Raw genomic sequence first — 26,443 nt, 5'->3', positions numbered from 1 at the left:
CTATGCGTAACTCCTTATTAAATACTAGTAAATACCTGTCGCTAATCGGTCTTTTGATTTTGCACCTGTCCATATTTGCGCAAACCGACTTGGAAAAGGCGCTGGCAAATGACAGTACGGCCAATATGCGTGAAGAGGTAGAAGCCACGTTCAAGACCACGCGTATCATCAATAGTCAGTCTATTGAAACAATTCACAAGCATGAGCTTGATTTTAAGGTAGACCATCGTTTTGGAGATATCGCCGGTTCAAATGGTGGGGCTGCCAATTTCTTTGGATTGGACAATTCCACCGATATCAAGATTGGTTTTGAATATGGTATTTCGGATAATCTGAATGTGGGTATTGCTCGTGCAAAGGGCGCTACCCAAGTATCGCAATTGTACGAGACAAACTTGAAATATAGGCTGCTACGGCAGACGGTTGATGATAAAATGCCACTCTCTGTGACGTTTTATACCAGCCTTACCATTCCCGGTGTAGGGGCAGATGATGTAAATGACGATATGGCAACATCATACAGGCAGTTTTCAGACCGGCTGAATGTAGTAGGACAATTCATCATTGCGCGTAAATTCGGGTCCAATTTGTCCGTGGCGCTACACCCTACTTATATTCGCCGGAATACAACGGCCTCTTACGATGATCAAAATGACCTGTTCGCCATGGGGATTGGTGGTAGACTGAAGGTGAGCAGGCGTATGGCGCTAGTGATGGATTATTTTCTGCCTTTCCGGTCGGCAGCAAGCAAGGAAAAGTACGAAAATGCCATCACAGCGTTATACAATCCCCTAGGCGTGGGCCTGGAAATCGAAACCGGTGGCCATGTATTCAATCTCAACTTTACCAATGCCACAGCCATCCAGGAAATGCAGTATATTCCAGAGACTACTTCATCATGGACCAAGGGACAATTCAGGTGGGGATTTACCATTTCCCGCCGGTTTTCGTTGGGTGGTAAGACAGAGTGAGGCCTAGTGTGATTTAAACCTCATGGGTTCTGCCGTGCGGAAGCCCGTTGCAGAAACCTACGAGGTTTTTTTTAAAATCAATACCTTTGAGGGGATATGATTTGGTTAAAAATTCTCGATGGGTGTTTCACGCTGCTCCATTTGCTTATCATTGGGTTCAACCTATTGGGATGGATATGGAAAACCACCCGTAGGCTCCATCTGTACAGTGTGTTGGTTACAGCGGGCTCTTGGCTGCTGCTAGGGATATGGTATGGAATTGGATATTGTCCCATTACTGACTGGCAGTGGCAAGTAAAAACCAAGTTGGGCGAACAAAACCTACCTAATTCCTTCGTCAAGTACCAATTGGATAAATTGACCGGAGCAAATATAGACTCTTCATTAGTAGACCTCATTACCGCCATAAGTTTCGCAATAGTCACCTTGTTATCCATCTACCTGAATATCATCAACCGGAAGCGCAAATAGCTTCATTGCTGACCAACCCTCACTTACGTGTGACGGCCTTAATGACGGTATACATGCTGATGCATACACCCGCAAGCGCAAACAGGGCCGTCCACAACGGTGTGTCGGCGTTCCTCGATTTATCTATGCGGTGGCCGATATAGGTAAATATGCCGATGATGGCGAGCATTTGAAACCCTACACCGGTAAAGTGGGCGTATTTGCCCAATCCATTATTCGGCGACGGTTTGGGACTTTTCATATGCAATGAGTTTTACCTCCGGTAGATGGCTTACCGATTCCAAGCTTTTGCTGGTGGTACAACGGCCATTTATGGAAGCGCCATCTTCGACGATGAAACGCATGGCCTGAATATCTCCTCTTATGGTTGCTGAATGGTTAAGTTGGAGGATTTCACTTGCCACTACCTGTCCCTGGATGGTGCCGGAAATTTCGCCAGAATGACAATCGATGTTGCCCTTAATGACTCCGTTTTCGCCGATGACCAATTTGGCAGTGCATGTGATGTTGCCCGTGATTTGACCATCAATACGAAGGTCGCCTGAAGTGTTGATGTTGCCAATGATTTCTGTTCCACTGGCAATCAAATTAAATGTGCCCCCTCGTTGCTCGAGTTGCTTTTCATTTTTTCTGTTTGCAAACATGGTTATTATGCTTAGGTAATTACGTTGTTTCAAAAAGCGATGTAATCCGTGGGGTTTACAGGATTGCCATTGTACCACAACTCAAAATGAAGGTGCGGTCCGGTACTCAGCTCACCTGTATCACCTGCAAAGGCGATAACTTCCCCGCCACGCACAAAACTACCAACTTTTTTGATAATAGAGGAGCAATGTTTATAAAGTGACAATAAATTATTACCATGTTGCACAATAACCACGTATCCGGTCTCCGGCGTGTAGGAAGCAAATACCACATGTCCACTCAATGTCGATCGCACGGGTTCATCTAGTTTCACGGCAATATCTACCGCATAGTGCTCTTCCTTGGGACTGAAGTTGGAACTGATTACACCTTTTATCGGACTGTAAAATGTATAGGACGCGATACCGGCACGTATACTGCCCGGATTTTCAGTTAAATCGTATGGCGCCCCTGATTCCACCAACTCACGTAGGGCCAGTTCGTCTTCAGAAAGACTGATATCAGCGCTGGCAGCGGGTGTAGCGGCTGTATCATGTTCGTGCTTCACTTGCTGCCCACTGGCTTCTTCCAAGGTTTCACCTGCACGACCACTGATTACCTGCTGTAGGTTCTTGAGGTAGATGTCATTGGCTAAGGCCAATTGTTCCATGGAGTCGATACGTGTATATGCATCTACGAGTTGGCTGCGTTGGTATACACTTAGCGATGTGCCAATAACGTATTCACGCAGGGAAGTAGAACGAATGAGAATAACAGTAAGGATGACGAGTATGGCCGCCGCCGAAACGCCACCAGTGATCCAATACCATAATTTGCCACTGAAAGCAGCTCGCTCTTCAAAGGTGTCTTCATGGAGAACCACCAATTTATAGCGTGAATTGAGTGCTTTAGAAAGTTTGTTCCTTTGTTTAGCCAACGTCTCTCCTTTCCATGCAAAGTATCAAAATAAATGGTATTTTTGCATATGTATTCCCGACAAAGATATTCATTTTGTTTAGAGGTTCCCTATAAACTTATGGGTGATCTATGAAGGGTCGATTATGGCCAGTTTGGGAAATAAATCGAATCGATAAGCTATAGTTATATTGAAAACACGTATTAATTTCTTGTCATATATCCGCTTGGGCATTATGGGCTTGGTGGCCTGCGTGCTATGCGCATGTTCCATGAAAAAACAGGCAGACCAGGAGTTTGACATGATGGAAAACATCACCGCGAGATATAACATCGTCTATCATGGCCGTAAAATCATCGACGATACCGAACGGGAGAACCTCGCCTCACACCAAGACAACTACCAGCAATTGCTCCCTGTATTGGTTGAACCGACGGAATCCACGGCCTCTTCCAATGCAAAGCTAATGGATTCGGTTATTAGTAAAGCGTTGGACATTATCAATAAAAAAACCAATAGCAAATACATCAATGAAGCCTACTTGCTCACGGGTAAGGCCAACTACTTGAAAGGGAATTATTACAACGCGGCTGAATTTTTTACGTACGTGGCCAATACATTCGGGGATCTACCCGAATATAGGCAAGCTGCATTGGTATGGAAAGCGCGCGCGCTTATGCAATTGGGCAACCAAACGGAAGCCGGGATGGTACTCGATACGGCGTTTATGGGATTGGAATCGGAAAAAAAATCAATAGGGTTAGCTTTTGCCACACAGGCAAAGTATTACCTGCTGACACATGATGAAGAAGCCGCAATATCCATGCTATTGCAAGCACTCAAACATAGTCATCATAAGCCCACCAAATTGCGCTGGCATTTTCTATTAGGGCAATTGTTTCAAAAGCATGGACGCGTAGAGGAGGCCTATCACCATTATAGCCGTGTGGTGAAAAGCAATGCACCCTATGAAATGACCTTCCATGCGGGGTTGAGCCGGGTGTTTTTGGTTACGGAAGAACACCCTACCGGCGCAGACCGGGTCAAGTTGCTTCGACGGATGTTGCGTGATGGGAAAAACAAGGAATTCAAGGATCAGATCCATTATCAGATTGCTGAAGTGTTCTATGTGGATGATCATACACCCGAAGCATTGGCCAACTATGAGCTGGCCTTGCGCCAGGAAAGTGGCAATCGCTACCAAACGGCACTCACCTACCTGCGGTTGGCCGACCACCATTTCGGGCAAGCAGCATACCAGACCGCGAAACAATACTACGATAGCGTAGGCATGTACTTGCCCATGGATTTCCCCGACGCAGGATCCGTACAACGCAAAATTGCCAATTTGGATGACCTCATCGTGCAATTGCAGACGGTGGCACGTCAAGATAGCTTGCAATACCTTGCAGGGCTCACCGAACCCCAGCGCAACGCTGTAATCGACAGCATCGTCACGCATACTTACGCTAAGGTACAAGAAGGGAAAAGCGCTACAAAAAAACAGCAGGCTGGCCAATCGGTGCAACGTTCGCCTTTCGATGATGCGCTAGGCTCGGCAGTGACTTATACCGATAATCGGTTTTACTTCAATAATCCCGACGCGATGGGGATGGGGCTATCGGAGTTCAAACGTAGATGGGGAAACCGCCAGCTCCGTGATAATTGGAGGTTTAGCGATATGATCAATGGGACTCCAACCATCGGAAATACTGCTCCCACCGAGGAGATGGCCACGATACCTTCAGATACCACCGAACTTGACAGTGCAGCATGGGCATTAAAACTCCGTGAATCCTATTTGGATGCGTTGCCAGATACGGAGGAGAAAATGGTTGCTTCCCACAACCAGATACATACTGCGCTAATCGATATCGGGAATTTATATCGCGATGAACTACGTGACAACAAGGAGGCGGCCAAGACCTACGAGGAGCTATTATCCCGGTATCCGAATACCAAAGACGCTGCATTGATTTACTATAACCTCTACCGGCTTTATATCGATGTGGATGAATCGCGGGCGGCGCTTTACAAAGAAAAATTATTGGCGGAATACCCAGATGCATTGTACAGCCACATCATCCGTGATCCCATGTACCTGGCCAAACTCGAACAAGAAAAACAAGCGTTGGACCGTGCATACGAGAAGGTGTACACACTTTACACACAGCGTCAATATCCCGAAGTTGTGGAAGAAGTAACCCGCATACTCGATGAAGGACACAGTAGGCAGCAAACGCTAAGCCAATTGTCCTATTTGAGGGCGCTGGCCTGGGGTCGGACGTCAGCAATCGACACGTTTGAACATGCATTGACCCAAATCGTTGAAGATTTTCCGGATGATAGCCTAATTACCCCATTGGCTAGCCAGCACCTGGCATTCATCGCTTCCAATAGGGATACGTTAGCAACCCGGCTATTTGCATTGCAAGGTATCGACGAAGAACGAGAGCGATTTGTGGACGAACCCACCATGACGCTATGGCCACAATTGATTATCAATCGTGGCCCCGAGCGGCCAAGACCACGAACACAGCTAGCTGTTTCCACAGCAGGCCAAACAGGGATAGGCGGTCGAAATAACCTGAATGCTGCTGGGAATGTGACACAACAACGCCTGGCCAAAGAAGCCCTAATTGGCGAAATTGGTCCCAACGCATACCGAGATTTGGAACTGTTGCCCGATTCAGCTACTTATTATTTTGTCATCAATGTGATGAATGAGCGGGTCAATTTGGCACCTTCCCGTTATGGCATCGGACAATTCAATCGTGCGAGGTATGGAGGGGACAACATCAACCACCAACTCAAGATGGTGAATGGTGAAAACCAATTGGTCTTTATCGGCCCCTTCGCGAGTTATGATCAAGTAAAGGGTTATGAAACGCAGTTATTGCCCATGATGCCAGACATCATGAAAATCCCTGTAGAAATATATAACACATTTGTTATCACCGAAAGCAATTTTGGCACGTTATCTGATTTTGATAAAATAGACGATTACCATATCAGCTATCAGGAACAAAGATTGAAGGAATAAGGGGAGAGTCGGCAAGTCCGGAATTCGAGAGTCAGGGAGAGCGAACAGCAAATAAACGAACAGCGAATAAGCGAATAAACGAACAGCGAATAAAGCGAATAAATGAAGCGAGAGACGAAGAAAAATATATTGACTAAAGCAGATGTCAGTCGGTACACCCGTAATTTCTGGAAACTGCTGATCGGGCTCATCTTATTGGGGGTTATATTCATTTTCAGTGTAGGGATGGGGCTTTTTGGTAAGCTGCCAACATTCCGAGACCTGGAAAATCCCAAGAGTAACTTAGCCTCCGAGGTCATTTCAGATGATGGTGTGGTGCTAGGCACCTATTTTGTCCAAAACCGATCCAATGTACGATATGATGAGTTGTCGCCCCACCTGGTCCAGGCCCTCATCGCTACGGAGGACAAGCGTTTCCATGGTCACTCGGGTATTGACTATCGACGCACCTTTACGATTATTTTCTACAACTTAATTGGGAAAAAGCAAGGGGCCAGTACCATCACACAGCAGCTGGCATTGAACCTATTCTCCGAAGGGCGTGCCCGAAATACAGGCAAACGTATCATCCAGAAGTTTCAGGAATGGATTACAGCCGTACGGCTGGAACGTAATTACACCAAGGAAGAAATCATCACCATGTATTTCAATACGGTGGATTTCGGTGCCTACAACACCTATGGGATTAAATCAGCGGCCCGTACTTATTTCAATACCACACCCGATAAGCTGAATGTGCAGCAAGCGGCTGTATTGGTGGGCATGCTTAAAGGCCCTGGCATCTATTCGCCTGTGCGGTATCCGCAGAATGCCATTCGGCGACGAAATCAGGTGATGGATAATATGCGTAAGGAAGGATTTTTGACACGTGAGGAATATCTACGCCTAAAAGACGAGCCCTTAGTGAAAGATATGCGTATTTCAAATTACGGCGAGGGGTTGGCCCCCTACTTCCGAGCGGTGATGAAGCGTGAAATCCAACGTGAATTTAACGAAATGTCGATCACCAAGGCCGATGGTACCCCATATGATCTGGACAGGGATGGCCTGCGGATCTATACCACCATCAACTCCAAGATGCAAGGCTATGCCGAGGAGGCGCAGCAGGAGTGGATGAAGTCTTTACAGGCAACATTTGACAAGCAATGGGGTAAACGCGACCCGTTTGCGGGCGACAAAGCAAAATTACTGGAAACGGGGATGAGACGCTCCGACCGTTACCGCATGTTGAAGCAGGCCGGTAAATCGGACGCTGAAATCAAAAAGGACTTCGAGACGGCTGTGCCGATGACCATTTTTACCTGGGAAGGCAACAAAGATACGGTGATGACCCCGATGGATTCCATTCGTTACAACAAACTTATCCTGCGCAATTCGATGATGTCCATGGAACCACATACAGGCTATGTGCGCGCCTGGGTGGGAGGTGTCAGTTTCGAGCATTATAAATACGATCAGGTAAAGATGGGCACCCGGCAAGTAGGGTCTACCGCCAAACCATTCACCTATGCAGTGGCGATTGATAATGGCTATTCCCCTTGTTTTCAAGTGCCAAACGTACCGCTTACCATTGGTTCTGGCCCGAATGCATGGAGCCCCCGTGGTGATACCAAAGCGGGAAGCCCGATTACCTTGCGCAGGGCATTGGCCAATTCACAAAACTTGGCAACAGCCTACATGGTCAATGAAGTGGGTGCGCGGCCCGTGGCTACACTCACCAAACGGATGGGCATTACATCTAATGTGCCTGAATTCCCTTCCATTTCATTAGGGGCCTATGAAGCTTCGGTATATGACATGGTTGGTGCCTATTCGGCATTCGTGAACCATGGGGTATGGATAGAGCCGATTTATATCCTGCGTGTCGAAGATAAAAATGGCATGCCCATCTACCAGAAAGCGCCGAAAGTGGCGACAGTACTCAACAGCGAAAGCGCGTATATCATGGTGGATATGCTCAAAAGTGTGGTAGACGGAGGGTCTGGAAATCGACTTCGTTTTCGGTATAACCTGAAGCCTCCGATGGGCGGTAAAACGGGAACGACAAATGACAATTCAGATGCTTGGTTTATTGGCATTACCCCGGAATTAGTCAGTGGCGTGTGGACGGGTGCTGAAGATCGTGGCATCAGTTTCTCTTCCTTGGCCGAGGGGCAGGGCGCCCAAGCAGCGTTGCCGATATTTGGGTTGTATATGCAAAAAGTATATGCAGATACCACACTTCATTATTCCACTGGAGACTTCCCCCTGCCGGAAGGCGGGCTTACCCGCGAATTGGATTGCAGCAAATACCAGCAATTTTATGGGGAAGACGACCAGCGATTGGACGATCGGCTTGGGTTTTGAGTTGTTTCACGCAAAGTCGCAGAGACGCCAAGCGAATCTAATAATACTTAGCGCCTTAGCGTCTTTGCGCGAGAAAAGGAGTACGCAGTGACCAAATTCGACTACCGTAAAGCACTTGAGCATGTACCCCATAAACCGGGTGTATACCAATACTGGGACGCGAAGGATGAGCTCATCTACATCGGGAAAGCCAAAGACCTCAAAAATAGGATTAGTTCTTATTTCGTAAAAAACAACCAACTCAATGGTAAGACCCAAGTGCTGGTGCGTAAAATCAATCGCATCACATTTACCATTGTAGACACGGAGATTGATGCATGGTTGCTTGAAAACAGCCTGATAAAAAAACACCAGCCTCGATATAATGTCATGCTCAAGGATGACAAAACCTATCCATGGATTGTCATCAAAAACGAACGTTTCCCACGTATCTTCCCCACCCGGAAAATCGTCAAGGACGGCTCCAAATATTTTGGTCCCTATGCCTCCGTGGGCATGATGCATGCGATCATGGATACCATCCGTGAGCTCTATCCGCTGCGTACCTGCAACCTGGCCCTCAGCCCGGAGAATATCAGCAAAGGTAAATTCAAGGTATGCCTGGAGTATCAAATAGGCAACTGTAAGGGGCCCTGCGAGGGCTATCAGCTGGAGGATGATTATGAAAAAAGCTTAAATGATATCCGTGATATCCTTAACGGCAAGATCGGGATAGTGATTCGGCGAATAAAGGGCCATTTGGATCGTGCAGTAGCCGATCTGAACTTTGAATACGCCCACCAACTCAAGGCTAAGCTCGACCTGTTGGATCGCTACCAAAGCAAATCCACCGTGGTCAACTCTTCCATCACCAACGTAGACGTATTCAGCATTGCCTCCGAGCAGAGCTACGCCTTTGTCAATTACCTCAAGGTTATGAACGGTGTGATTATTCAAACGCAGACCGTGGAGATGAAGAAACGCCTTGATGAAGGAGATGCCGAACTGTTGAGCCTGGCCATCCCGGAAATCCGGAATCGGTTTAACAGTACCTCCAAGGAGATCATTGTGCCCTTCGACATCGATATTGAAGCAGAAAACCTGAAATTCACCGTTCCGAAACAAGGGGAAAGGAAAAATCTGCTCGATCTCTCATTGAAGAACACCTTATATTTCAAAAAGGAACGTCTCAATCAGTATGAAAAACTTAACCCTGAACTGAGGACCGAACGTGTACTGGCTCAAATGCAGCACGACCTCCGAATGAATGTGCTACCCCGGCATATCGAATGTTTCGATAACTCTAACTTCCAAGGTAAATATCCCGTATCGGCTGTGGTCGTATTCAGGGACGCTAAGCCCTTTAAAAAAGATTACCGGCATTTCAATGTGAAGACCGTGATAGGCCCTAACGATTTCGCCACGATGGAGGAGGCCGTGCACAGGCGATATAAAAGATTATTGGATGAGGGGCAGACGCTTCCACAGCTCATTATTATCGATGGGGGCAAAGGTCAGCTTTCCTCGGCCCTGAAGAGCTTGAGGCTGCTCGGAATAGATAAACAGATAACGATCATCGGCATTGCCAAACGATTGGAAGAGCTATATTATCCGGGCGACCAATATCCCATGTACCTTGACAAGAAATCCGAAACCCTGAAAGTAATCCAACACCTGCGTGATGAAGCCCATCGTTTCGGCATCACCTTCCATCGCAAGCAACGGAGCCGCAATACGTTCCGATCGGAGCTGGAACAAATTCCCGGCATTGGTAAAACATCAGCCGAACGGTTGCTGAAGGCATTTAAATCCGTGAAGCAAATCCGTGAAGCCACGCCAGAGCGGCTCCGGGAGGTACTCACGGATAAACAGGCACAGGCCGTGACCGCGTATTTCCATGTACCATAAAGTAGACAACATCGAATTATTGAAATTCTTTATTATCAATACGTTAACAATAAGGCAAAGTTTTTGAACACTTGTTTATTGTAACATTTTTATTGTAATATAAAGGAGTGTATGAGAAAGATAATGATGATGTTGATCCTAGCCATGTCGGTATTATGGCTGGGTTCATGTGCGGTACGCACAGCTGGGAAGAGTGGAAAAGTGCCTCCTGGCCAAGCCAAGAAGATTACTGGCAAGAAATCCGCCCGTGAACACGCTCCGGGACAAAAGAAAAATAAGTTTTTGTTTTATAACCATATTAACGAGAGATGATGAAGAAGCGACTTGTTTTGCCGTTATTGGCATGGGTATGTGCTTTGGTGTTCTTTGGTGCATGCAGTAAGGGTGATCCGCAATCTGCTGGAACCGCAAAACTAGATCTTCGGTTAACCGACGCGCCCGGTGCATTCGATGCACTGTATCTGGACGTGCAGCAGGTGGAATTCCATACCGATGAGGCTGGATGGACTACGGTAGACCTGTTGGTTCCCGGCGTTTACGATTTGCTGGAGTACCGGAATGGTGTGGATACCCTGCTCTGTACGGCAGAACTCCCAGCGGGGCGGCTTTCGCAGGTGCGTTTCATATTGGGGGAGAACAATTCCATCGTGGTTGATGGCATGGAACACCCATTAGACGTGCCTTCGGGTCAACAGAGTGGATTGAAATTCAACATCCATCAGGAATTGATGCCTAATGGAGCGTATACGATGTGGACCGATTTCGATGCTGCCCGCTCTATCGTGGAGACAGGCAACGGCTCATACAAACTAAAGCCTGTGATTCGGGTGTTTACGGAACTGACCGATGGCCGGATCAGGGGTATGGTGGAGCCCATGGAGGCCAATCCCATCGTTTATGCCATCAATGAAGCAGACACGGCAAGCGCCATTCCTAATGCAGATGGATTTTTCATGTTTAGTGGATTGCCTGAAGGCACCTATACGGTGGTGGCGGAACCGGATGAAGCATCCGGCTTAGCGGTTTACGAAAAGCCCGGTGTGCCAGTTACGTTCGGCATCGTATCGGACATTGGCACCATCACATTGGTTCCTTCCTCCGAAGAAGAGTAATCAATTGCCCGACTTCCCGATCCTGCCAAGGTGGGTGTCCTGGAAACTTGATGCGTACTTGAGTCCGTAGCCAAGTATCCTAATCCAAGGCACTATGTCCAAGTAAGATGATACCTGCTAACAACAAGGTTGGCTGAGTGGTTAATGGGTAACAGAAGAGGGCGCCTTTTTTTGACGCCCTCTTAACTAATCTACCTAAGAATCAGTACCCAGGATTTTGTTCCAGATTGGGGTTAACAGCCAATTGCTGGCTTGGAATGGGATATACCAACGTATGTGGCCCAGCGTCAGCAGGCTTTTCTTGCCATGGTTCCAAGAACTTGCCAAAGCGTATTAAATCTTGCCTTCTCCATCCTTCCCAATAGAGTTCCCGTCCACGCTCCGCCAACAGCTCATCCAATGTGAGGGCCGTCAATGGTAGGACGCCACGGTTGGTCCGTATGGCATTTACCAATACCAGTGCTTGCGCCACTGTGCCCGTACCGCCGCGCAACATGGCTTCGGCCTGCATTAATAAGACATCGGCATACCGGAATACCACCCAGTCGTTGTTCCGCTGCCCGGAAGGCACACTATAGTCGAATGCATATTTCAACACCCGTATACCCGCGGTTTCCAAGGTATTGCCCGATGTCCTGAGCGTCACTTCCCTCGCGAAAACCAGCGGTTGGCTGGAAGGATTCCTGGCCATCAACGGCCTATCGGTACTCAGGTTGTACTGCTGTCCGATGAAAAAACCGACATTACGTCGCTGACCGGGGTTGGTCATCGTGTCTGCCGGGTAGTCGTAATAGATGCCCAACCGTTCATCTCCCTCATCAAATAAGTCGTAATAGTTCGAAAGGGTACACCAGCCGTTCCATCCTCCCGGTACCATATTATAATGCGCGATCGTATTCCATGTACGATCCATGCTTCCACCCCGTACGCCGAATTCATTGTATAGCGTAAAGATGTTCTCCGTCGAGGCCGTGTGGTTATCGGGCGCAAAATTATCGAAGTATTTGCCGGGATTGGAAATCTCATAGCGGTTGCTCGCCGTAATTTGATTAGCCAGCGTAATCACTTGGTTCATATCAGCCGCCTCGAATACCGGACTCTCCCGGTTAAGGAATACCCCTTTATTCAAATGCAGCTTCATCAACAGCATCCTCGCAGCATTTTGGTTGGCCACATAGGCAGCGCCCGTGCTCGGAAGGTCGTCCATGATGTCATTCAGCTCATTAGCCATGAAATCAATGGCCTCTTGTGCCTGAAGCGTAACGGGAGGCACCCGGAAATCCTCCAACTCCTCGCGATAGGGTACCATCCCCCATAGACTCAACACATCGTACATGCTGAGTGCACGGATAAAGCGGGCTTCAGCGGCCTGTTGCGCTGTAGGGTTGTTGCGCAGTACATTAGAAGCCTGGAATTGCGCTGTCAGCAAACTGTTGAATGTATTGTTCATAAATGAATTATCAGCATTCCAGGTGTGCTGATGGATGGCCCTGTAAATACCGTTGTCATCCCAGTCGCCACCCCGGGTGGGGGCCATGGCCGCATCACTTGAAATCTCCTCCAGCACCCACCGCTGATTTTGGTGGTACGGGGTATTTAATGCCGAGTAGGCCCCAATCAGCAAATCAGCCGTATTGACGTTTGCCACTCCTTGCTCCAGCTCACTCCTGAGCTGTTCATCCAGATCGGTGCAAGACAAGGAGAATCCGGCAATGAGGAGTGAAATCGCGCTATATAATCTGAAATATGTCTTCATGATTGCAATAATTTACTATAGTGAAAAATTAACACCTAAAAGAAAGGTACGGGCGGGCGGGTAGGGGATATATTCAATACCGAGAGACGGTATGTCGTTGGTCGAGCCATCGGTATTCACCTCGGGGTCAAATCCCTTGTATCCTGTAAAGACCAGTAGATTCTGTCCAGTCAACGAGACGTTCAGGTTCCGGATGGCATGGCCAATGTTGCCTACGTTGTAGCTCAGTGTCGCATTGGATAGCTTCAGGAAATCACCCTTCTCCAGGTATCGGGTAGATGGTGCTGCCGAATTAGAGGTGGATTCACGCACCTGCGTATTGAAGACCGACTTGGCAATGTTCCGATTGGTCAAATTATTCACACCCAATACGGTAGCCATGGTGTTGTTGAACAAGTAGTGGCCAAAAGCCCCATGCATGTTTACGGTCGCCGTGAACTTTTTATACGTTACATCGGTCGAGATACCCAGTAAATAATTAGGATTCGGACTATTTACATAGAATTTGTTTAGCGCGGGATCCACCGATGTACTGACAGTACCATCGAGCCCCCTATACATGCTCATGCCCGTTTCCGGGTCAATCCCCTCAAACATGGCCAAGTACCAAACGTTCAGCGGTTGACCGTTCGCCATGCGTTGCCCCAGCACACCTGAAAAACCTTGCCCACGCAGGGCTGCCGTCTCATAGTAGCCGAGCAAGCCATTCACATTGTTTTTCAGGTAGGTGGCATTGGCAGCTAGGTTCCAGTTCCAATTGTCGTTTTGGATAATATTACCGGATAAAGCGAGCTCCACACCTTCATTGATAATCTCCCCATCCAGGTTTACCCAAATCCTACCGCTGGGTGCAGGCTGGGCGAGCGTCTGCTCAAACAATGCGTCGGTGGTACTCTTGCGGAAATAATCCACCGACCCCGAGAGCCGGTTCTGGAATAGTCCGAAATCGATGCCTGCGTTTATGGTAGCCGAGCTCTCCCACCGGAGATCAGGATTGCCGAAGTTGGCTTGGCTGATAGCCTGTGCGGCGAAGACATAGCGGTCCCTTGAAGCGCCTGACGGAAACTCCTGGTTACCGGTCTTACCCCAACCCAACCGCAGCTTGAGGTTGTCGAACAACTCATTACCTTCCATGAACGCTTCGTTGGAGATGTTCCAGGCGAACGCCAGCGAGGGGAAGTTGGCGTACTTGTTGTTTTCGCCGAATTTCGTGGAGCCGTCGCGCCGGATGGTACCGGTGAAGATATACCGGTCTGCATAGTTCAAGGACGCCCGGGCAAAAAACGACTGTAGTTCATTGGTCGGGCTCCGGTAGGAATCAATCGACCGGTTACTGGCTATGGAGTAGTCGAGGTAGTCGTAATAGTCGAGTCCACCCAATTCGGAAAATCCGCTCCCGCTTTCCGAATTCCACCGGATGTCGTAGCTCAGGTATTCGTAACCGATCATGGCATTCAGGTTGAGCGAAGTCGCAATCTCCTTGTTGAACGAAAGTGTGTGGGTGAGTTGATGATTGGTCTCTGAATTATTTCCGATAAATGCTGCACCGTTATTTACATCACTAGGATTGATCATCCCGGCAACAAAGCGGCCTGTCCGCCGACCAGTTTGCCGGGTCAGGCTGTATAGAAACTTATATTCCAGCTCATCCGTTATCTTATAAGAAGGAGAGATACTGGCCAAGATCGTATTGACCACCGCATTATCCTTATAAGCCTCCAAGGATGTGAGTGGGTTAATGAGATTTGAAGTCACAAAGGTCAGATTGCCCTCACTATCGTGCAGGGGGCGCGTTGGGTTCCATTGCAGGGCCTGGGAAATCACGTTTCCGGCAAAACCCACTCCTGCGTCTATCGGCGCTATATTTTCATCGGTTTGAGTTGCCAGCACGCTAATGTCCAGTCCCAATTTCTTGCTTTCTAAAAACCGGAAGTTGCTGCTCAAATTTGCCGTGTATTTCCGCAAGCGGGAGGTCTCAACAATGCCGTTCTGATCCAAGTAACCGGTGGAAATCCGGTATCTTCCGTCCTCGTTACCCCCAGATACATCCAATGAATAATTCTGGGTCATAGCCGATCGGGTGATGGCATCAAAGGCATACACATCGCCCCCAAAATCTGCTTCGGTATCATCCGGCGCATAAAATTGCAGCGCCTGCCTAAACTCGTTACCCGTGAGCACTTCGGGCTTCTTCAACAGGTTGGAGAAGCCGGCTGATGCCATCACGTTCATTGTAGGCTTACCCGTCTGGCCACGTTTGGTGGTGATGATGACCACCCCATTGGCACCTCGTGAACCATATATCGCAGTAGCTGAGGCATCTTTCAAAATATCCATACTGGCTATATCATTGGGGTTAAGGTAGCTGAGCGGGTTACCGATGTCCGAACCATATCCACCGGAACCACCCGGACGGGCCGAGGTGCCCGACAAGGGAATTCCATCTACCACAAACAACGGGTTGTTGCCGGCGCGAATAGACGAGTTCCCTCGAATTCGCACCGTGGTAGATCCGCCGGGTTGACCGGTGTTGTTGATCACCATCACACCGGCTGTTCGACCTTGTATAAGTTGGTCTGGTGCCACAATTACACCCTTATTAAAATCCTTGGCCTGTACGGATGCCACCGAGCCGGTGAGATCTCTTTTCCTCATGGTGCCGTAGCCGACTACCACTACTTCGTCCAAATTGGCCAAATCCTCCTGCAGGACAACATCCAGCGGGGTGTTTGCACGGGCGGTAACTTCCTGGCTTACGTAGCCGATGTAGGTCAGTACCAATACAGCGGGTGTATGGTCGACTTTTAGGGAAAATTGGCCGTCGTCGTTCGTCAGTGTGGCATTGCTGGTTCCCTTTTCCGTGACACTAACACCGGCTAAAGGCTCGTTGTTGGCTGTTGCGACCCGTCCCAAAACGACCTCTTGAGGTGCCGGCAGTTTGACATGGCTTACTAGTTCAGTAGGGGGTGGTGTCTTTTTGTCCAGCACGATAATGGTTTTATTCGCTACCATGTAATCGATGGGTTGATTGGCAAATATCATTTTTAGCACCTCCTCCAAAGGCTTATCCGTTACTTGTATGGTTACGGGATGCGCCTTTTTGATTTGGTGGGTCTTAAAGATGAAATCCACGTCGCTCTGTTTACGGATTTCCTTAAGTACCTTTTGTAAGGAAGCCTTCTGCTCAGAAAGCGTCACATGCTGGGCTAGGGCAGAGGCACTCACTTGCATACAGGCAGAAATAATGATTAAAACAGTAAGCTTCATTTGGAAAATGAACGTTGGCATGAATGGCGATAATGCCAATCTCGGATGTGTTAGTGTGGCAGTTTTAGCTTTATAGGAACACGGTTTACTGCCGCAAAGTATATAATGCATATCTTTGTAAACTTTGGGTTAACAATTGGTTTAATTTCAGCAAAAATTGGATCGAAGGATTCCCAATGTGGTTGCCGGGGATGCTGGCGGGCATTCCCGGTTTTTAGTCCTTCCTTGGTTAAGTGTGGTTTCGCTTTTTCATCATTTGTGTGTTTTTAGTTAGTATATTAATTCATTGTGATTCATGCTTAATCATCTTGGCGATGAAATAAATAGCGTGTTGTTTTCTATGTTAGTGATCAGCCCTCCCGATAACTCCAATACTTGCAATACTTCGGAGAGGTTTTTATTCCGAGATATTTGGGCGTTATAGGTGTCATTTGGCAGGTCATCTTTATATACGACTTCCACATCATACCAACGCGCCACTTTACGCATGATGCTTTTTAAGTCTTCACCGTCGAAGACGAAGTCTCCATTCTTCCAATCCACCGCAGTTTCTACATCTATATTTGCAATGGTTATTCCCGCTCCATCCGCTTTGGATTGTTGGCCAGGTGTTAGTAGCATGCTTTCCCCCCGGGTAACTACTTTCACCGAGCCTTCCAACAGCGTCGTATTTGTGGTGTTTTCATCGGGATAGGCATTGATGTTGAACTGCGTGCCGAGCACTTCCACTTCTTGGTTTTTTGTTTTTACGATAAATGGTACATTAACTGTCAGCTTTCGGCTATCGGCTTTCCGTTTATTTTCGTCTCGATTCGGCTGTTTACTGCATGTTGATTGCTGATGACTAACCTCGAAATAAGCTTCTCCCTCAAGTTCAACCATTCTTTTATCTCCATCGAATTGGACCGGGTATGTTAATGTACTGGCTGCATTGAGCCACACGTTTGTGCCATCCGGCAGGGTGATTTGATAGTGACCTCCTTTGGGCGTTGAGATGGAATTGAATGTTGTTTTCAATGCTCCGTTTTCAATTATTTTACTCCCATCCGCATAGGTTATTTCATTTCCCACGATAATACCGCTTTGTTCAGCACTTAGGTTAATGGTATGGCCATCCCCAAGTTTGAGCGTAGCACGATTGCCTCCGGGAGCGACATCATGGGTGATTGCAGCAGTATCCTTGCTTAGACCCTGGTGGCGATAATAATACGTTCCCACTGCAATTGCAATGAAAATCAAGGCAACAGCGGCTATTTTTTTGTAAAATGATGATATTTTAACCCAATTTTTCCCACTGTTTTGGTCAAGGTTCAATCTTGCGAAAACATGGGCTAACACTTCATCATCCACTGGAATTTCTCCCTTGTTTTGCAGCTGCTTGTCAATAAGCTGCTCAACGTATGCCCGTTCTTCGCCCGACTGTAGCAGGCGGATTAATTCCTCTGCCTCCTCGGGCGTACACGAATTATTAAGGTATTTTTCAAATAACCGATGAATATGTTGATGATTGTTCACTTACCCTCTTTATTAGTAATACATAAAATGTAAGGGTTCCCTCTGCTCCCCTAATGAATTTTTTTTAAAAATTAGGAGACAGGGGAGATGAGGAATAACAGCAGTGTGTTGCCCAATAAGGCATCGACAATCTAGGAATTGATTATATGACGGCTTATAATGGGTAAAGGGCAATCATTAGCACCATCGCATGTTCGGATAGATAATATGCTTTAAGTGATTTCGTGGCTTTGACGATGTGGTCACTGATGGTGGAAGTGGAGATACCCAGCATATGGCTGACGTCTTCATAGCTTTTACCTTCTATTTTACACAGCTTGTAGATAAGCCTCCGCTGTGGAGGAAGCCGAAGGATACCATTGGTTAATATCGCATGGGTCTCTTTAAAGGCAATTTCCTCATCGATATGTTGATAAGATGATGTCGACTCTTTAATTAAATAAGATTCGATGTCACGTTGTTTGGTTTGTGAATGAAAGAAATCGTAAACCAAGTGTTTAGCAATGGTAAATAGGTATGATTTGAATGATTTCGTCACATCGATGGTTTCACGTCGTTCCCAAATACGCTGGAAAAGTTCCTGTATAATCTCCTCCGTGACGTCTGTTGATTTGACCATCTTCAGGACATTGCCATAAAGCCTTTTGCCGTAAAAAAAATATAACTTTTCAAAAGCTTTGGCATCACCTTTTTGCAGTGAAATTAATAATCTGGATTCGTTAAGTTGATCATTAATAGCCATATCTTCTTCACAAATTTCATTTAACCAGTTTTAGCCATGCATGTTTGATGGATTTATCTATGGTAATACTGTTGGGTTTGCGTTTTACCGCTATGTCAAAACAGCTTATAATAATTGGTCATTTTCAATTAGTCAGCTTTGATTATCATCGCCAAAAATCGTTCAATATTACAATTAAAAAGTTGGGTTTGCAATTAAATTGTTACATATTAATTGCGTAATCGATTGCTTGTTTTATAGGACTGGATTCGCTGCGCAGTGGGGTTACTCCGCTATGTGATGTCTTATTGTACTACCATAGCGCTCCAATAGTCGAGGGTATGGCTTCAATCAACCGCCCAGCGGGCACCACTGCCATGCCGTTCTCCTCAGCCAATTGATTACCTGCAGCGCCATGCAGATAACAGGCTAGTACAGCGGCTTCGGCTGGTGTATACCCTTGGGCAAGGAAGGCGACCAACATTCCGGTCAACACATCACCCATACCGCCACTAGCCATAGCCGGATTGCCTGTGGGGTTGATGGATACGTCGCCATCTGGCAGCACAATAAAGGTATATTGGTTTTTCAAAATGATGATGAGTTGGTGTTCGGCAGCTTTTTTTCTAGCCGTTTGTACCCGATCCCACCAATTACCATGGGCACCAAACAACCGGTCGAATTCCTTCATGTGTGGAGTAAGGATACTTTGGTTTGGCAGTTTTTTGACAAGTGTTTTCCTCTTCGTGAGGAAGGTAAGCGCATCTGCGTCCAAAACCAGTGGTTTGGATCCGTATCGCAGTATATCCGGCAGCATATTCGGCGACTTATCACGCGCATTGCCAAGACCCGGTCCGATGCCCACAGCATCGAACTTCGCCCATTGATCAGCCAAATCATCCCAGGCACAATACATTACTTCCGGATAGCGGGCATTCAATGCGATTAATCCTTCCGGAGGAATACATGCCGTGGTAAGTCCTGCGCCACTGTAAAGGCTTGCTCCGCTACATAACAGGGCCGCGCCCATGGTGGACCTATTCCCTGCGATAATCAACGCATGTCCGTAGGTGCCCTTGTGGCTGAAAGGTTTTCGTTTCCGATATATGCGCTGAATATCTTCCGCTTCGACCAACTTGAAATCACAAGGCATATTTTCGATAAATGCTTCATCCAAGCCAATGTCTACCACATGGAAACGATCCATTGCTGTGGCTGATTCGGGAAAGAAAAAACTCAATTTAGGGCGTTGGAAGGAGATAACATCATGTGCATGGAGCGTGTGTTCGCCTTCCGGGATAACGCCGTCTGCCCGAAGGCCGGTAGGGACATCCACGGCAACGGTCTGTTTCTTGGCTTGGTTGATATGTTGAGTCAATCGTAGCCAATCCCCGTCTAAGGGCTTGTTCAACCCAGAACCGAGCAAGGCATCTATAATCACTTCTTGAGGGATACCAGGCAGTTCATCAGCAGGCAAAAATTCGGTAATTGGGATGGGCGTGTTATGTAGCCGGGCGAGGTTTGTGGAGAAATCGTTGCTTTCATGACTGCTAAATCGAGCAATCCAGACAGCAATCGCATCATAAGAGCGCTCTTGCAGCAATCGAGCGATGGCCAGTCCATCGCCACCGTTGTTTCCGGTGCCGCAACAGACCAATATGCGGGTGTTTTTATCCGGATACAGTTGCATGAAAATCGTCACAAAGGCCAATGACGCCCGCTCCATCAAATCAATGGAGGCAATGGGTTCCGTTTCAATGGTATGTCGGTCTGTCTCCTTGATTTGGGTAGCAGTGATGATGTTGTTCATCTTTTTAATTAATTAAGCCCCTATGGTCAGCCCATTTATATAGGCATCCATAAGTGAAAGGTACGCTTTTGTGATGAGAATGTCAAGAAGGATAGGGGTAATAGGGATGTGGTAGCTTAATTTTCATTAGAATAAATTGTTCTTTAACGGCAATGAAGCTTGCATGAGCTGTCTTATTTTTCATTTCTTCTGTGTTTTCAGTGGCATTCAAGAGACCGCTTCGCTTAGTTCATGCCCTTTTTTGAGCGGTAGCTCATGCAGGTTTCATTTTAGTATAACGGTTGAATAGGGCTTAAATCGCAGAATCAGCGTCAATCAGACTGCTGTTATTAATCGATCGTTCGATTATCGGTCAGATTTTGACTAACTTTATTGCTGCAATGTTATATTTCCATATTTGGAAGCGAGGTTGCCTTTTATAAATCTATTAGTAACTCATGTTTAGATTATTTGGAATAATGCTTTTGCTGTGCTTTGGTATCTTGCTCGATGCTGCCGGCCAGGTACTAGACAAGGCCACGTCATATTCGGTGGATAAAGGGCCTGATGAAGTGGTATTAAAGACTCCGGGAGGGAAAGCCTTATTGGCGTATCGGCATACGGTGAAGCCTCCTCCAGCGGGCGTGGATCCTTCATACGGCCGTGCTGGATACATCCACCCGCTGAAGACACTGTCTGGAAACGTGCTGACACATATCCAGCCTGCGGACCATTATCACCACTATGGCATTTGGAATCCGTGGACTCGAATAGCCTACCAAGGCAAGGAGTACGACCTCTGGAACATCGGGGACAAGAAGGGAACCGTGCGTTTTGTGGAATTTGCGGATACCTTCCAAGACGAAACCATGGCGGGATTTGAAGCAGTGCATGACCATTTCATCTTTAATGATGGGCGTGAAGAACGCATCATGAGGGAGAACTGGCGAATAGCTGTTACACAAATGGATGATACGAGATACCTATGTGATATTTATTCTACCCTAGTGCCTACAGGCGAAGGAGACGTTGTATTGAAGGAATATCGCTATGGTGGATTGGGTTTTAGGGCTAGGGAGGAATGGACCAACAAAAACAGTGAAGTGCTGACATCCAGTGGAAAAACACGTAAAGATGCCGATGGCTCCTTGGAGCGATGGGCTATGGTATATGGCGAACTTGGAGATGGCCAAGGGGGAATTCTTTTCCTGTCTCATCCTGATAATTATAATTTCCCTGAACCGGTGCGGATATGGCCTGAAGATGGAAATGGGGGTAGAGGGGATCAGTTTTTTAATTTTTCACCCACAAAAAATAAGGATTGGGTGCTGGAACTTGGCAAAACCTACACGCTCCGCTACCGATTGGTTGTTTTTGACGGTCCCATGATGGCAGATGAAGCCGAGCGGATATGGCAAACTTTTGCCCATCCATAGCAGATTATATAAAAACTTATAGTATTCAATTAACAACGATGAGCTTATTGCCGTTTATACGACTGGTTCCTTTGGGGGTATTATCCATCTTTTTGTTATTAACGAATGCGCTTACTGCCCAATCATTGGACTGGAAGAACGTGAAGGTATTGGTTTATACTAAAAATGGCGAGGGATATGTACATGACAATATTGAAAACTCCGTGATAGCCCTGCGTGCATTAGGTAAACAACATGGATTTGCAGTTGATGTGACGGATAACCCATCGGCTTTCTCGGATGAAAATTTGCAACAATACGATGCATTGGTGTTTTCGAACACCAATAATAATGTTTTCGATACGGATGCACAACGGGTAGCCCTTATGCGGTATATCCAAGCGGGGGGTGGCTTCGTTGGTATCCATTCCGCGTCAGGCACCGAACGCAAGTGGAAATGGTTCAAACAGCTGTTGGGCGCCACCTTCTACTGGCACGATAAGTTCCAACCCTTTACCGTGAACATCATCGATGCCACGCATCCATCCGTTGTGCATTTACCGAGGAAATGGGAGCGGGTGAGGGGAGATGAATTTTATTATTTGAAGGAAATGAATGTCAACCTTCAAGTAATTGGGGTGAACGATGCGACTACCTTGGAAGGAGAAGATGCCCGGCGGTTGGATACATTCGGTGATGTTTTTCCCTCCGTATGGTGCCACGAGTTTGATGGAGGAAGGTCATGGTACACGTCACTTGGTCATGACAAAGCGGATTATTTTGACGAAGACTTCCAGAAACATATTCTCGGTGGGATTGAGTGGGCGGTTGGCACAACTGGAAAGCGGGATTATAGCAAGGCATATGCGACCAGCCCACAGGATGAAGTAAGGGAACGTTAGACAGACATTAACTAACCATAGCATCATGGATAAAGAACAAAAGCAATTAGACAGGAGAGCATTCATCAAGCAAACGGCAAGCGGATCGGCTTTATTGGTGGCCGCATCGGTTTTCCCTTCCATCGTACCGGCATCGGTATTTGGTAAGAACGCACCAAGCAATCGCATTAATATCGGGCAAATCGGTTTTGGCCGGATTGGCAGATCGCACGACCTGCCCGAAGTGATGAAGCACGACTATGTAAGGGTAGTGGCGGTTGCCGATGTGGACCGGTACCGGTTGGCGATGGGCAAGGAATGGATTGAACAGCGGTACGCCGGTAAGGAAGGGGGCAAATCGCCCGTCGATGTGAAAACCTATGAAGATTACCGTGAACTGATTGCCGATAAGGATATAGACGCGGTGATCATCAGTACGCCCGACCATTGGCATGCACAACCTGCGATGGAAGCTGCGATAGCAGGCAAACATATTTACTTGCAAAAGCCCACCTCGCTTACTATTCGTGAAGGACGCATGATGGCAGATGTGGTGTCGAGCAAAGGAGTGAAATTCCAATTGGGGAGCCAACAGCGATCGACAAATCCATGGCCACAGTTTAAGCAGACATGTGAGTTGGTTCGCAATGGCCGCATAGGTGATATCCAACGGGTGATTATAGGCCTGCCGGGCGACCCTGCCGGAGGGAACCCGATTGAAATGCCGGTGCCCGAAAATCTCAACTATGATCGGTGGTTAGGCTCTACGCCTTTGGTACCCTATACGTTGGACCGTGTGCATTCCCAAACGGACATCAATGACCGGCCGGGCTGGCTGCGCTGCGAGCAATTCGGAGCAGGCATGATTACGGGATGGGGCTCGCACCATATCGATATTGCGCATTGGGGTTTGGGTACTGAGCTGACTGGCCCGTTGGAAGCCGAGGGCCGGGCTACATTTCCCACATCAGGCCTATGGAATGTACATGGTGATTTCGAAGTGGAAATGCTATACCCCGACAATGTTGTGATGCAAATCAGTGGTACCAATCCAAATGGTGTACGTTTTGAAGGGACGGAAGGATGGATTTTTGTGTCGCGTGGCAATGTGGGGGTCACATCCACCGATCCAGGAGCAGCAGATGGTAAGGAAAACGAAGCATTCAAAGCAAGTGATAACAAGATATTGCAATCCGTGATTGGAGCGCATGAAACTAAGCTATATGAAAGCCCTGAACAACACACCAACTGGCTCGAATGCATACGTGACGGAAAGGAAACCATCAGCCCTGTAGAAGTTGCCCACCGTTCGGGTTCCGCTTGCCTTATTGCCCATGCAGCCATGAAACTGGGGCGCAAGATTCGTTGGGACGCCAGTAAAGAGCGATTCATAGGCGACGATGAAGCCAATGCACTATTGGAGCGGCCTCAACGTTTTCCTTATGGAACGGGGTATGTGAAGGGGTGAGTTGGGAAGTCGGAAAGTCCGAAAGTCGGGAAATGGTTAGAGTAGGTGAGAGCCAGCTAAAACTTGGCGGACTTTGCGGGGAGCGTAAGCGTCTTCGTGTTCTTTGCGTGAAACAAAATAACAAAAACATAGATGAATAAACAAACAGTACTGATTATTTTAGTGACCATTGCATGCTTTACCGCATGTAATCCAGACCAAAACAACGTGCAGCAGCAAAAAGATATCCAATTGATTACCGTAGCACCGGGACATTTCCATGCCGCTTTGGTACAGAAGTCGATGTACCCCGAAGTGGATAGCGTGGTTCATGTGTACGCCCCTCAAGGGCCTGAATTGGATGCATACCTTGCACTCATTAACCAATACAACACCCATCCCGAGAACCCCACACACTGGCATGAGGTTGTTTATCAAGGGGACGATTTCCTAGAAAAAATGCTTGAGGAAAAAAAGGGCAACGTGGTGGTATTGGCTGGCAACAACCAGCATAAAATAAATTACATTACCCAATCCATTGATGCAGGTCTCAACGTGTTGGCGGATAAACCGATGATCATCAACCACGATGCCTTTCCTAAGCTTGAGCAAGCGTTTGCGAAGGCATCGGAAAAAGATGTACTACTTTACGATATCATGACCGAACGGTATGAGATCAATACCATGCTTCAAAAAGCCTTGTCGCAAATCCCTGAATTTTTCGGTGAATTGGTAGTAGGTAGTGCCGATAATCCGGCCATTACCAAGGAAAGCGTGCATCACTTTTTCAAGGAAGTGTCTGGCAAACCCTTGGTGCGTCCTACTTGGTTTTATGACACCAAGCAGCAAGGAGAGGGGCTGGTAGATGTAACCACCCATTTGGTGGATTTGGTACAGTGGGAAAGTTTTCCGGAGCAGACCATCGATTATAAGAACGACATCGAAATCATAAACGCTAGGCGTTGGTCTACTAAGCTTACTCCGGCACAATTTGAACAATCTACAGGAAAAGGGGAAATTCCACCATTTCTTAATGAGTCGCTGGATGACGATGGTAATCTCGCCGTATTTGCGAATGGCGAAATCAATTATACACTAAAAGGTATCTACGCCAAGGTATCGGTCATCTGGAATTTCGAGGCCCCAAAGGGCACTGGCGATACGCATTATTCCATCATGCGAGGGCAGCATGCCAACCTGATCATTAAACAGGGTGAAGAAGAGCAGTATAAACCCGTATTGTATGTAGAAGCGACAGGTGAGCGGGATAGAGATGCATTTGAAGGCGCATTGATAAAAGCCATTGAACAATTAGCAGGGACATACAAGGGGCTGGCATTCGAGTCCGCGGGTGATGGGCGCTACCGGATCAGTGTAGACCCTTCGTTGGTGACCAACCATGAGGAGCATTTTGCAGAGGTGACCGAAAAATACCTGACTTTCCTCCAATCCGGGAAAATGCCCGATTGGGAGGTGCCGAATATGATTGCCAAGTACTATTTGACGACTAAGGCATTGGAAGAGGCAAAGTGAAAATGAAGCTCAACTGAAAGAAAAAGTTACCGTTCAACCCATATCAGTTTACACAGCACCGAACCCTGTCTACACCGGACAGGGTTCGGGTATCATCCACCCAAGTCCGTTCTAACTTCGAATGGTTTATTGTCCATGTTTTAAGGATACCGGTCAGCCGCCGGATGGGTTCGGGTGTATTCGACCCGAGTTCAGTCAGACTTCGAATGGTTTACTGCCTACGTTGCAAGGAGACCGGTTAGCCGCTGGATGGGTTCAGGTGTATTTCACCCAAGTTCGGTCAGACTTCGAATGGTTTACTGTCCATGTTGCAAGGATACCGGTCAGCCGCTGGATGGGTTCAGGTGTATTTCACCCAAGTTCGGTCAGACTTCGAATGGTTTACTGTCCATGTTGTAAGGATACCGGTTAGCCGCCGGATGGGTTCGGGTGTATTCGACCCGAGTTCGGTCAGACTTCGAATGGTTTACTGTCCATGTTGTAACGATACCGGTCAGCCGCCGGATGGGTTCGGGTGTATTCGACCCGAGTTCAGTCAGACTTCGAATGGTTTACTGCCTACGTTGTAAGGATACCGGTCAGCCGCCGGATGGGTTCGGGTGTGTTCTACCCGAGTTCAGTCAGACTTCGAATGGTTTACTGCCCGTGTTGTAACGATACCGGTCAGCCGTTAGAGGGGTTCGGGTGTGTTCTACCCGAGTTCGGTCAGACTTCGAATGGTTTACTGTCCATGTTGTAACGATACCGGT

At 47.5% G+C, this 26,443-nt stretch carries 20 protein-coding genes; 11 read left to right on the top strand and 9 right to left on the bottom strand.

The features are described from left to right. Positions 1 to 2 precede the first annotated feature (2 nt). Together NF543_RS22220 and NF543_RS22215 are read left to right on the top strand one after the other, a co-directional pair. Positions 3 to 971: a DUF5777 family beta-barrel protein gene (locus tag NF543_RS22220; RefSeq protein WP_257670401.1), complete on the top strand. Its 969-nt coding sequence runs from the start codon at positions 3 to 5 to the stop codon at positions 969 to 971. Between the two features lie 96 nt (positions 972 to 1,067). After that, positions 1,068 to 1,442, top strand: a complete 375-nt coding sequence (locus NF543_RS22215; RefSeq protein ID WP_257670400.1) for a DUF2784 domain-containing protein — start codon at positions 1,068 to 1,070, stop codon at positions 1,440 to 1,442. A gap of 19 nt (positions 1,443 to 1,461) precedes the next feature. On the opposite strand, the gene NF543_RS22210 is transcribed toward NF543_RS22215, so the two are convergent. Genes NF543_RS22210 through NF543_RS22200 form a run of 3 tightly spaced genes read right to left on the bottom strand, consistent with a single transcriptional unit; the run spans position 1,462 to position 3,003 of the window. Beyond that, positions 1,462 to 1,683 carry an AtpZ/AtpI family protein gene (locus NF543_RS22210; protein ID WP_257670399.1) on the bottom strand — a complete coding sequence of 74 codons (222 nt, stop codon included), beginning with the start codon at positions 1,681 to 1,683 and terminating at the stop codon, positions 1,462 to 1,464. Then, on the bottom strand, positions 1,655 to 2,086 hold the full coding sequence (locus NF543_RS22205) for a bactofilin family protein (RefSeq protein WP_257670398.1): 432 nt from the start codon (positions 2,084 to 2,086) through the stop codon (positions 1,655 to 1,657). The genes NF543_RS22210 and NF543_RS22205 overlap by 29 nt, the downstream gene beginning before the upstream one ends. Positions 2,087 to 2,115: 29 nt before the next feature. Continuing rightward, on the bottom strand, positions 2,116 to 3,003 hold the full coding sequence (locus NF543_RS22200; protein ID WP_257670397.1) for a M23 family metallopeptidase: 888 nt from the start codon (positions 3,001 to 3,003) through the stop codon (positions 2,116 to 2,118). 169 nt (positions 3,004 to 3,172) lie between these two features. Between NF543_RS22200 and porW the strand changes: the two genes are divergently transcribed. The 5 genes from porW to NF543_RS22175 all read left to right on the top strand — a co-directional run bounded on the left by porW (position 3,173) and on the right by NF543_RS22175 (position 11,370). Continuing rightward, a complete protein-coding gene (gene porW, locus NF543_RS22195; RefSeq protein WP_257957550.1) occupies positions 3,173 to 6,025 on the top strand; it encodes a type IX secretion system periplasmic lipoprotein PorW/SprE in 2,853 nt (950 codons plus the stop codon). Positions 6,026 to 6,127: 102 nt separating this feature from the next. Continuing rightward, the gene (locus NF543_RS22190) at positions 6,128 to 8,371 is read left to right on the top strand and encodes a penicillin-binding protein 1A (RefSeq protein ID WP_257670395.1); all 2,244 of its coding nucleotides are present in this window, start codon (positions 6,128 to 6,130) and stop codon (positions 8,369 to 8,371) included. Positions 8,372 to 8,458: 87 nt separating this feature from the next. Continuing rightward, positions 8,459 to 10,258 (top strand): excinuclease ABC subunit UvrC, encoded by a 1,800-nt coding sequence (uvrC, locus tag NF543_RS22185; RefSeq protein WP_257670394.1) that lies wholly within the window; start codon positions 8,459 to 8,461, stop codon positions 10,256 to 10,258. Between the two features lie 111 nt (positions 10,259 to 10,369). Continuing rightward, positions 10,370 to 10,570: a quinol oxidase subunit 4 gene (locus NF543_RS22180; RefSeq protein WP_257670393.1), complete on the top strand. Its 201-nt coding sequence runs from the start codon at positions 10,370 to 10,372 to the stop codon at positions 10,568 to 10,570. Further along, complete coding sequence (locus tag NF543_RS22175; protein ID WP_257957549.1) at positions 10,570 to 11,370, top strand: DUF4382 domain-containing protein; 801 nt, start codon at positions 10,570 to 10,572, stop codon at positions 11,368 to 11,370. Before NF543_RS22180 ends, NF543_RS22175 begins: the two co-directional genes overlap by 1 nt. On the opposite strand, the gene NF543_RS25595 is transcribed toward NF543_RS22175, so the two are convergent. The 6 genes from NF543_RS25595 to NF543_RS22150 form a co-directional block, all read right to left on the bottom strand. After that, complete coding sequence (locus NF543_RS25595) at positions 11,371 to 11,463, bottom strand: DUF4260 family protein (protein ID WP_373275025.1); 93 nt, start codon at positions 11,461 to 11,463, stop codon at positions 11,371 to 11,373. It abuts the gene before it with no gap. Positions 11,464 to 11,572: 109 nt separating this feature from the next. Further along, positions 11,573 to 13,126 (bottom strand): RagB/SusD family nutrient uptake outer membrane protein, encoded by a 1,554-nt coding sequence (locus NF543_RS22170; RefSeq protein ID WP_257670391.1) that lies wholly within the window; start codon positions 13,124 to 13,126, stop codon positions 11,573 to 11,575. A 15-nt stretch (positions 13,127 to 13,141) separates the two neighbouring features. Beyond that, positions 13,142 to 16,414: a SusC/RagA family TonB-linked outer membrane protein gene (locus NF543_RS22165; RefSeq protein WP_257670390.1), complete on the bottom strand. Its 3,273-nt coding sequence runs from the start codon at positions 16,412 to 16,414 to the stop codon at positions 13,142 to 13,144. Positions 16,415 to 16,696: 282 nt separating this feature from the next. Next, on the bottom strand, positions 16,697 to 17,908 hold the full coding sequence (locus NF543_RS22160; protein ID WP_257670389.1) for a FecR family protein: 1,212 nt from the start codon (positions 17,906 to 17,908) through the stop codon (positions 16,697 to 16,699). A 154-nt stretch (positions 17,909 to 18,062) separates the two neighbouring features. Continuing rightward, positions 18,063 to 18,650 carry an RNA polymerase sigma factor gene (locus tag NF543_RS22155; protein ID WP_257670388.1) on the bottom strand — a complete coding sequence of 196 codons (588 nt, stop codon included), beginning with the start codon at positions 18,648 to 18,650 and terminating at the stop codon, positions 18,063 to 18,065. A gap of 292 nt (positions 18,651 to 18,942) precedes the next feature. Then, entirely contained in the window at positions 18,943 to 20,439 is a 1,497-nt protein-coding gene (locus NF543_RS22150) for an NAD(P)H-hydrate dehydratase (protein ID WP_257670387.1), read from the bottom strand. Positions 20,440 to 20,876: 437 nt separating this feature from the next. Between NF543_RS22150 and NF543_RS22145 the strand changes: the two genes are divergently transcribed. The 4 genes from NF543_RS22145 (at position 20,877) to NF543_RS22130 (ending at position 25,694) form a co-directional block, all read left to right on the top strand. Further along, complete coding sequence (locus tag NF543_RS22145; RefSeq protein ID WP_257670386.1) at positions 20,877 to 21,854, top strand: DUF6807 domain-containing protein; 978 nt, start codon at positions 20,877 to 20,879, stop codon at positions 21,852 to 21,854. Between the two features lie 38 nt (positions 21,855 to 21,892). Continuing rightward, complete coding sequence (locus NF543_RS22140) at positions 21,893 to 22,735, top strand: ThuA domain-containing protein (RefSeq protein ID WP_257670385.1); 843 nt, start codon at positions 21,893 to 21,895, stop codon at positions 22,733 to 22,735. Positions 22,736 to 22,760: 25 nt separating this feature from the next. Then, a complete protein-coding gene (locus tag NF543_RS22135; protein ID WP_257670384.1) occupies positions 22,761 to 24,182 on the top strand; it encodes a Gfo/Idh/MocA family protein in 1,422 nt (473 codons plus the stop codon). A gap of 132 nt (positions 24,183 to 24,314) precedes the next feature. After that, the gene (locus tag NF543_RS22130; protein WP_257670383.1) at positions 24,315 to 25,694 is read left to right on the top strand and encodes a putative oxidoreductase C-terminal domain-containing protein; all 1,380 of its coding nucleotides are present in this window, start codon (positions 24,315 to 24,317) and stop codon (positions 25,692 to 25,694) included. Positions 25,695 to 26,443: the final 749 nt, after the last annotated feature.

The sequence above is a fragment of the Parapedobacter tibetensis genome (assembly GCF_024704835.1).
Taxonomy (GTDB): Bacteria; Bacteroidota; Bacteroidia; order Sphingobacteriales; family Sphingobacteriaceae; genus Parapedobacter; species Parapedobacter tibetensis.
This window is presented reverse-complemented; position numbering and strand designations above follow the sequence as displayed.

What these genes read in the sequence shown, in the direction of transcription:
- NF543_RS22220 (WP_257670401.1), top strand. Translation starts at nt 3, where the DNA reads ATGCGTAACTCCTTATTAAATACTAGTAAATACCTGTCGCTAATCGGT.
- NF543_RS22215 (WP_257670400.1), top strand. Translation starts at nt 1,068, where the DNA reads ATGATTTGGTTAAAAATTCTCGATGGGTGTTTCACGCTGCTCCATTTG.
- NF543_RS22210 (WP_257670399.1), bottom strand. Translation starts at nt 1,683, where the DNA reads ATGAAAAGTCCCAAACCGTCGCCGAATAATGGATTGGGCAAATACGCC.
- NF543_RS22205 (WP_257670398.1), bottom strand. Translation starts at nt 2,086, where the DNA reads ATGTTTGCAAACAGAAAAAATGAAAAGCAACTCGAGCAACGAGGGGGC.
- NF543_RS22190 (WP_257670395.1), top strand. Translation starts at nt 6,128, where the DNA reads ATGAAGCGAGAGACGAAGAAAAATATATTGACTAAAGCAGATGTCAGT.
- NF543_RS22180 (WP_257670393.1), top strand. Translation starts at nt 10,370, where the DNA reads ATGAGAAAGATAATGATGATGTTGATCCTAGCCATGTCGGTATTATGG.
- NF543_RS22175 (WP_257957549.1), top strand. Translation starts at nt 10,570, where the DNA reads ATGAAGAAGCGACTTGTTTTGCCGTTATTGGCATGGGTATGTGCTTTG.
- NF543_RS22170 (WP_257670391.1), bottom strand. Translation starts at nt 13,126, where the DNA reads ATGAAGACATATTTCAGATTATATAGCGCGATTTCACTCCTCATTGCC.
- NF543_RS22165 (WP_257670390.1), bottom strand. Translation starts at nt 16,414, where the DNA reads ATGCCAACGTTCATTTTCCAAATGAAGCTTACTGTTTTAATCATTATT.
- NF543_RS22155 (WP_257670388.1), bottom strand. Translation starts at nt 18,650, where the DNA reads ATGGCTATTAATGATCAACTTAACGAATCCAGATTATTAATTTCACTG.
- NF543_RS22150 (WP_257670387.1), bottom strand. Translation starts at nt 20,439, where the DNA reads ATGAACAACATCATCACTGCTACCCAAATCAAGGAGACAGACCGACAT.
- NF543_RS22145 (WP_257670386.1), top strand. Translation starts at nt 20,877, where the DNA reads ATGTTTAGATTATTTGGAATAATGCTTTTGCTGTGCTTTGGTATCTTG.
- NF543_RS22140 (WP_257670385.1), top strand. Translation starts at nt 21,893, where the DNA reads ATGAGCTTATTGCCGTTTATACGACTGGTTCCTTTGGGGGTATTATCC.
- NF543_RS22135 (WP_257670384.1), top strand. Translation starts at nt 22,761, where the DNA reads ATGGATAAAGAACAAAAGCAATTAGACAGGAGAGCATTCATCAAGCAA.
- NF543_RS22130 (WP_257670383.1), top strand. Translation starts at nt 24,315, where the DNA reads ATGAATAAACAAACAGTACTGATTATTTTAGTGACCATTGCATGCTTT.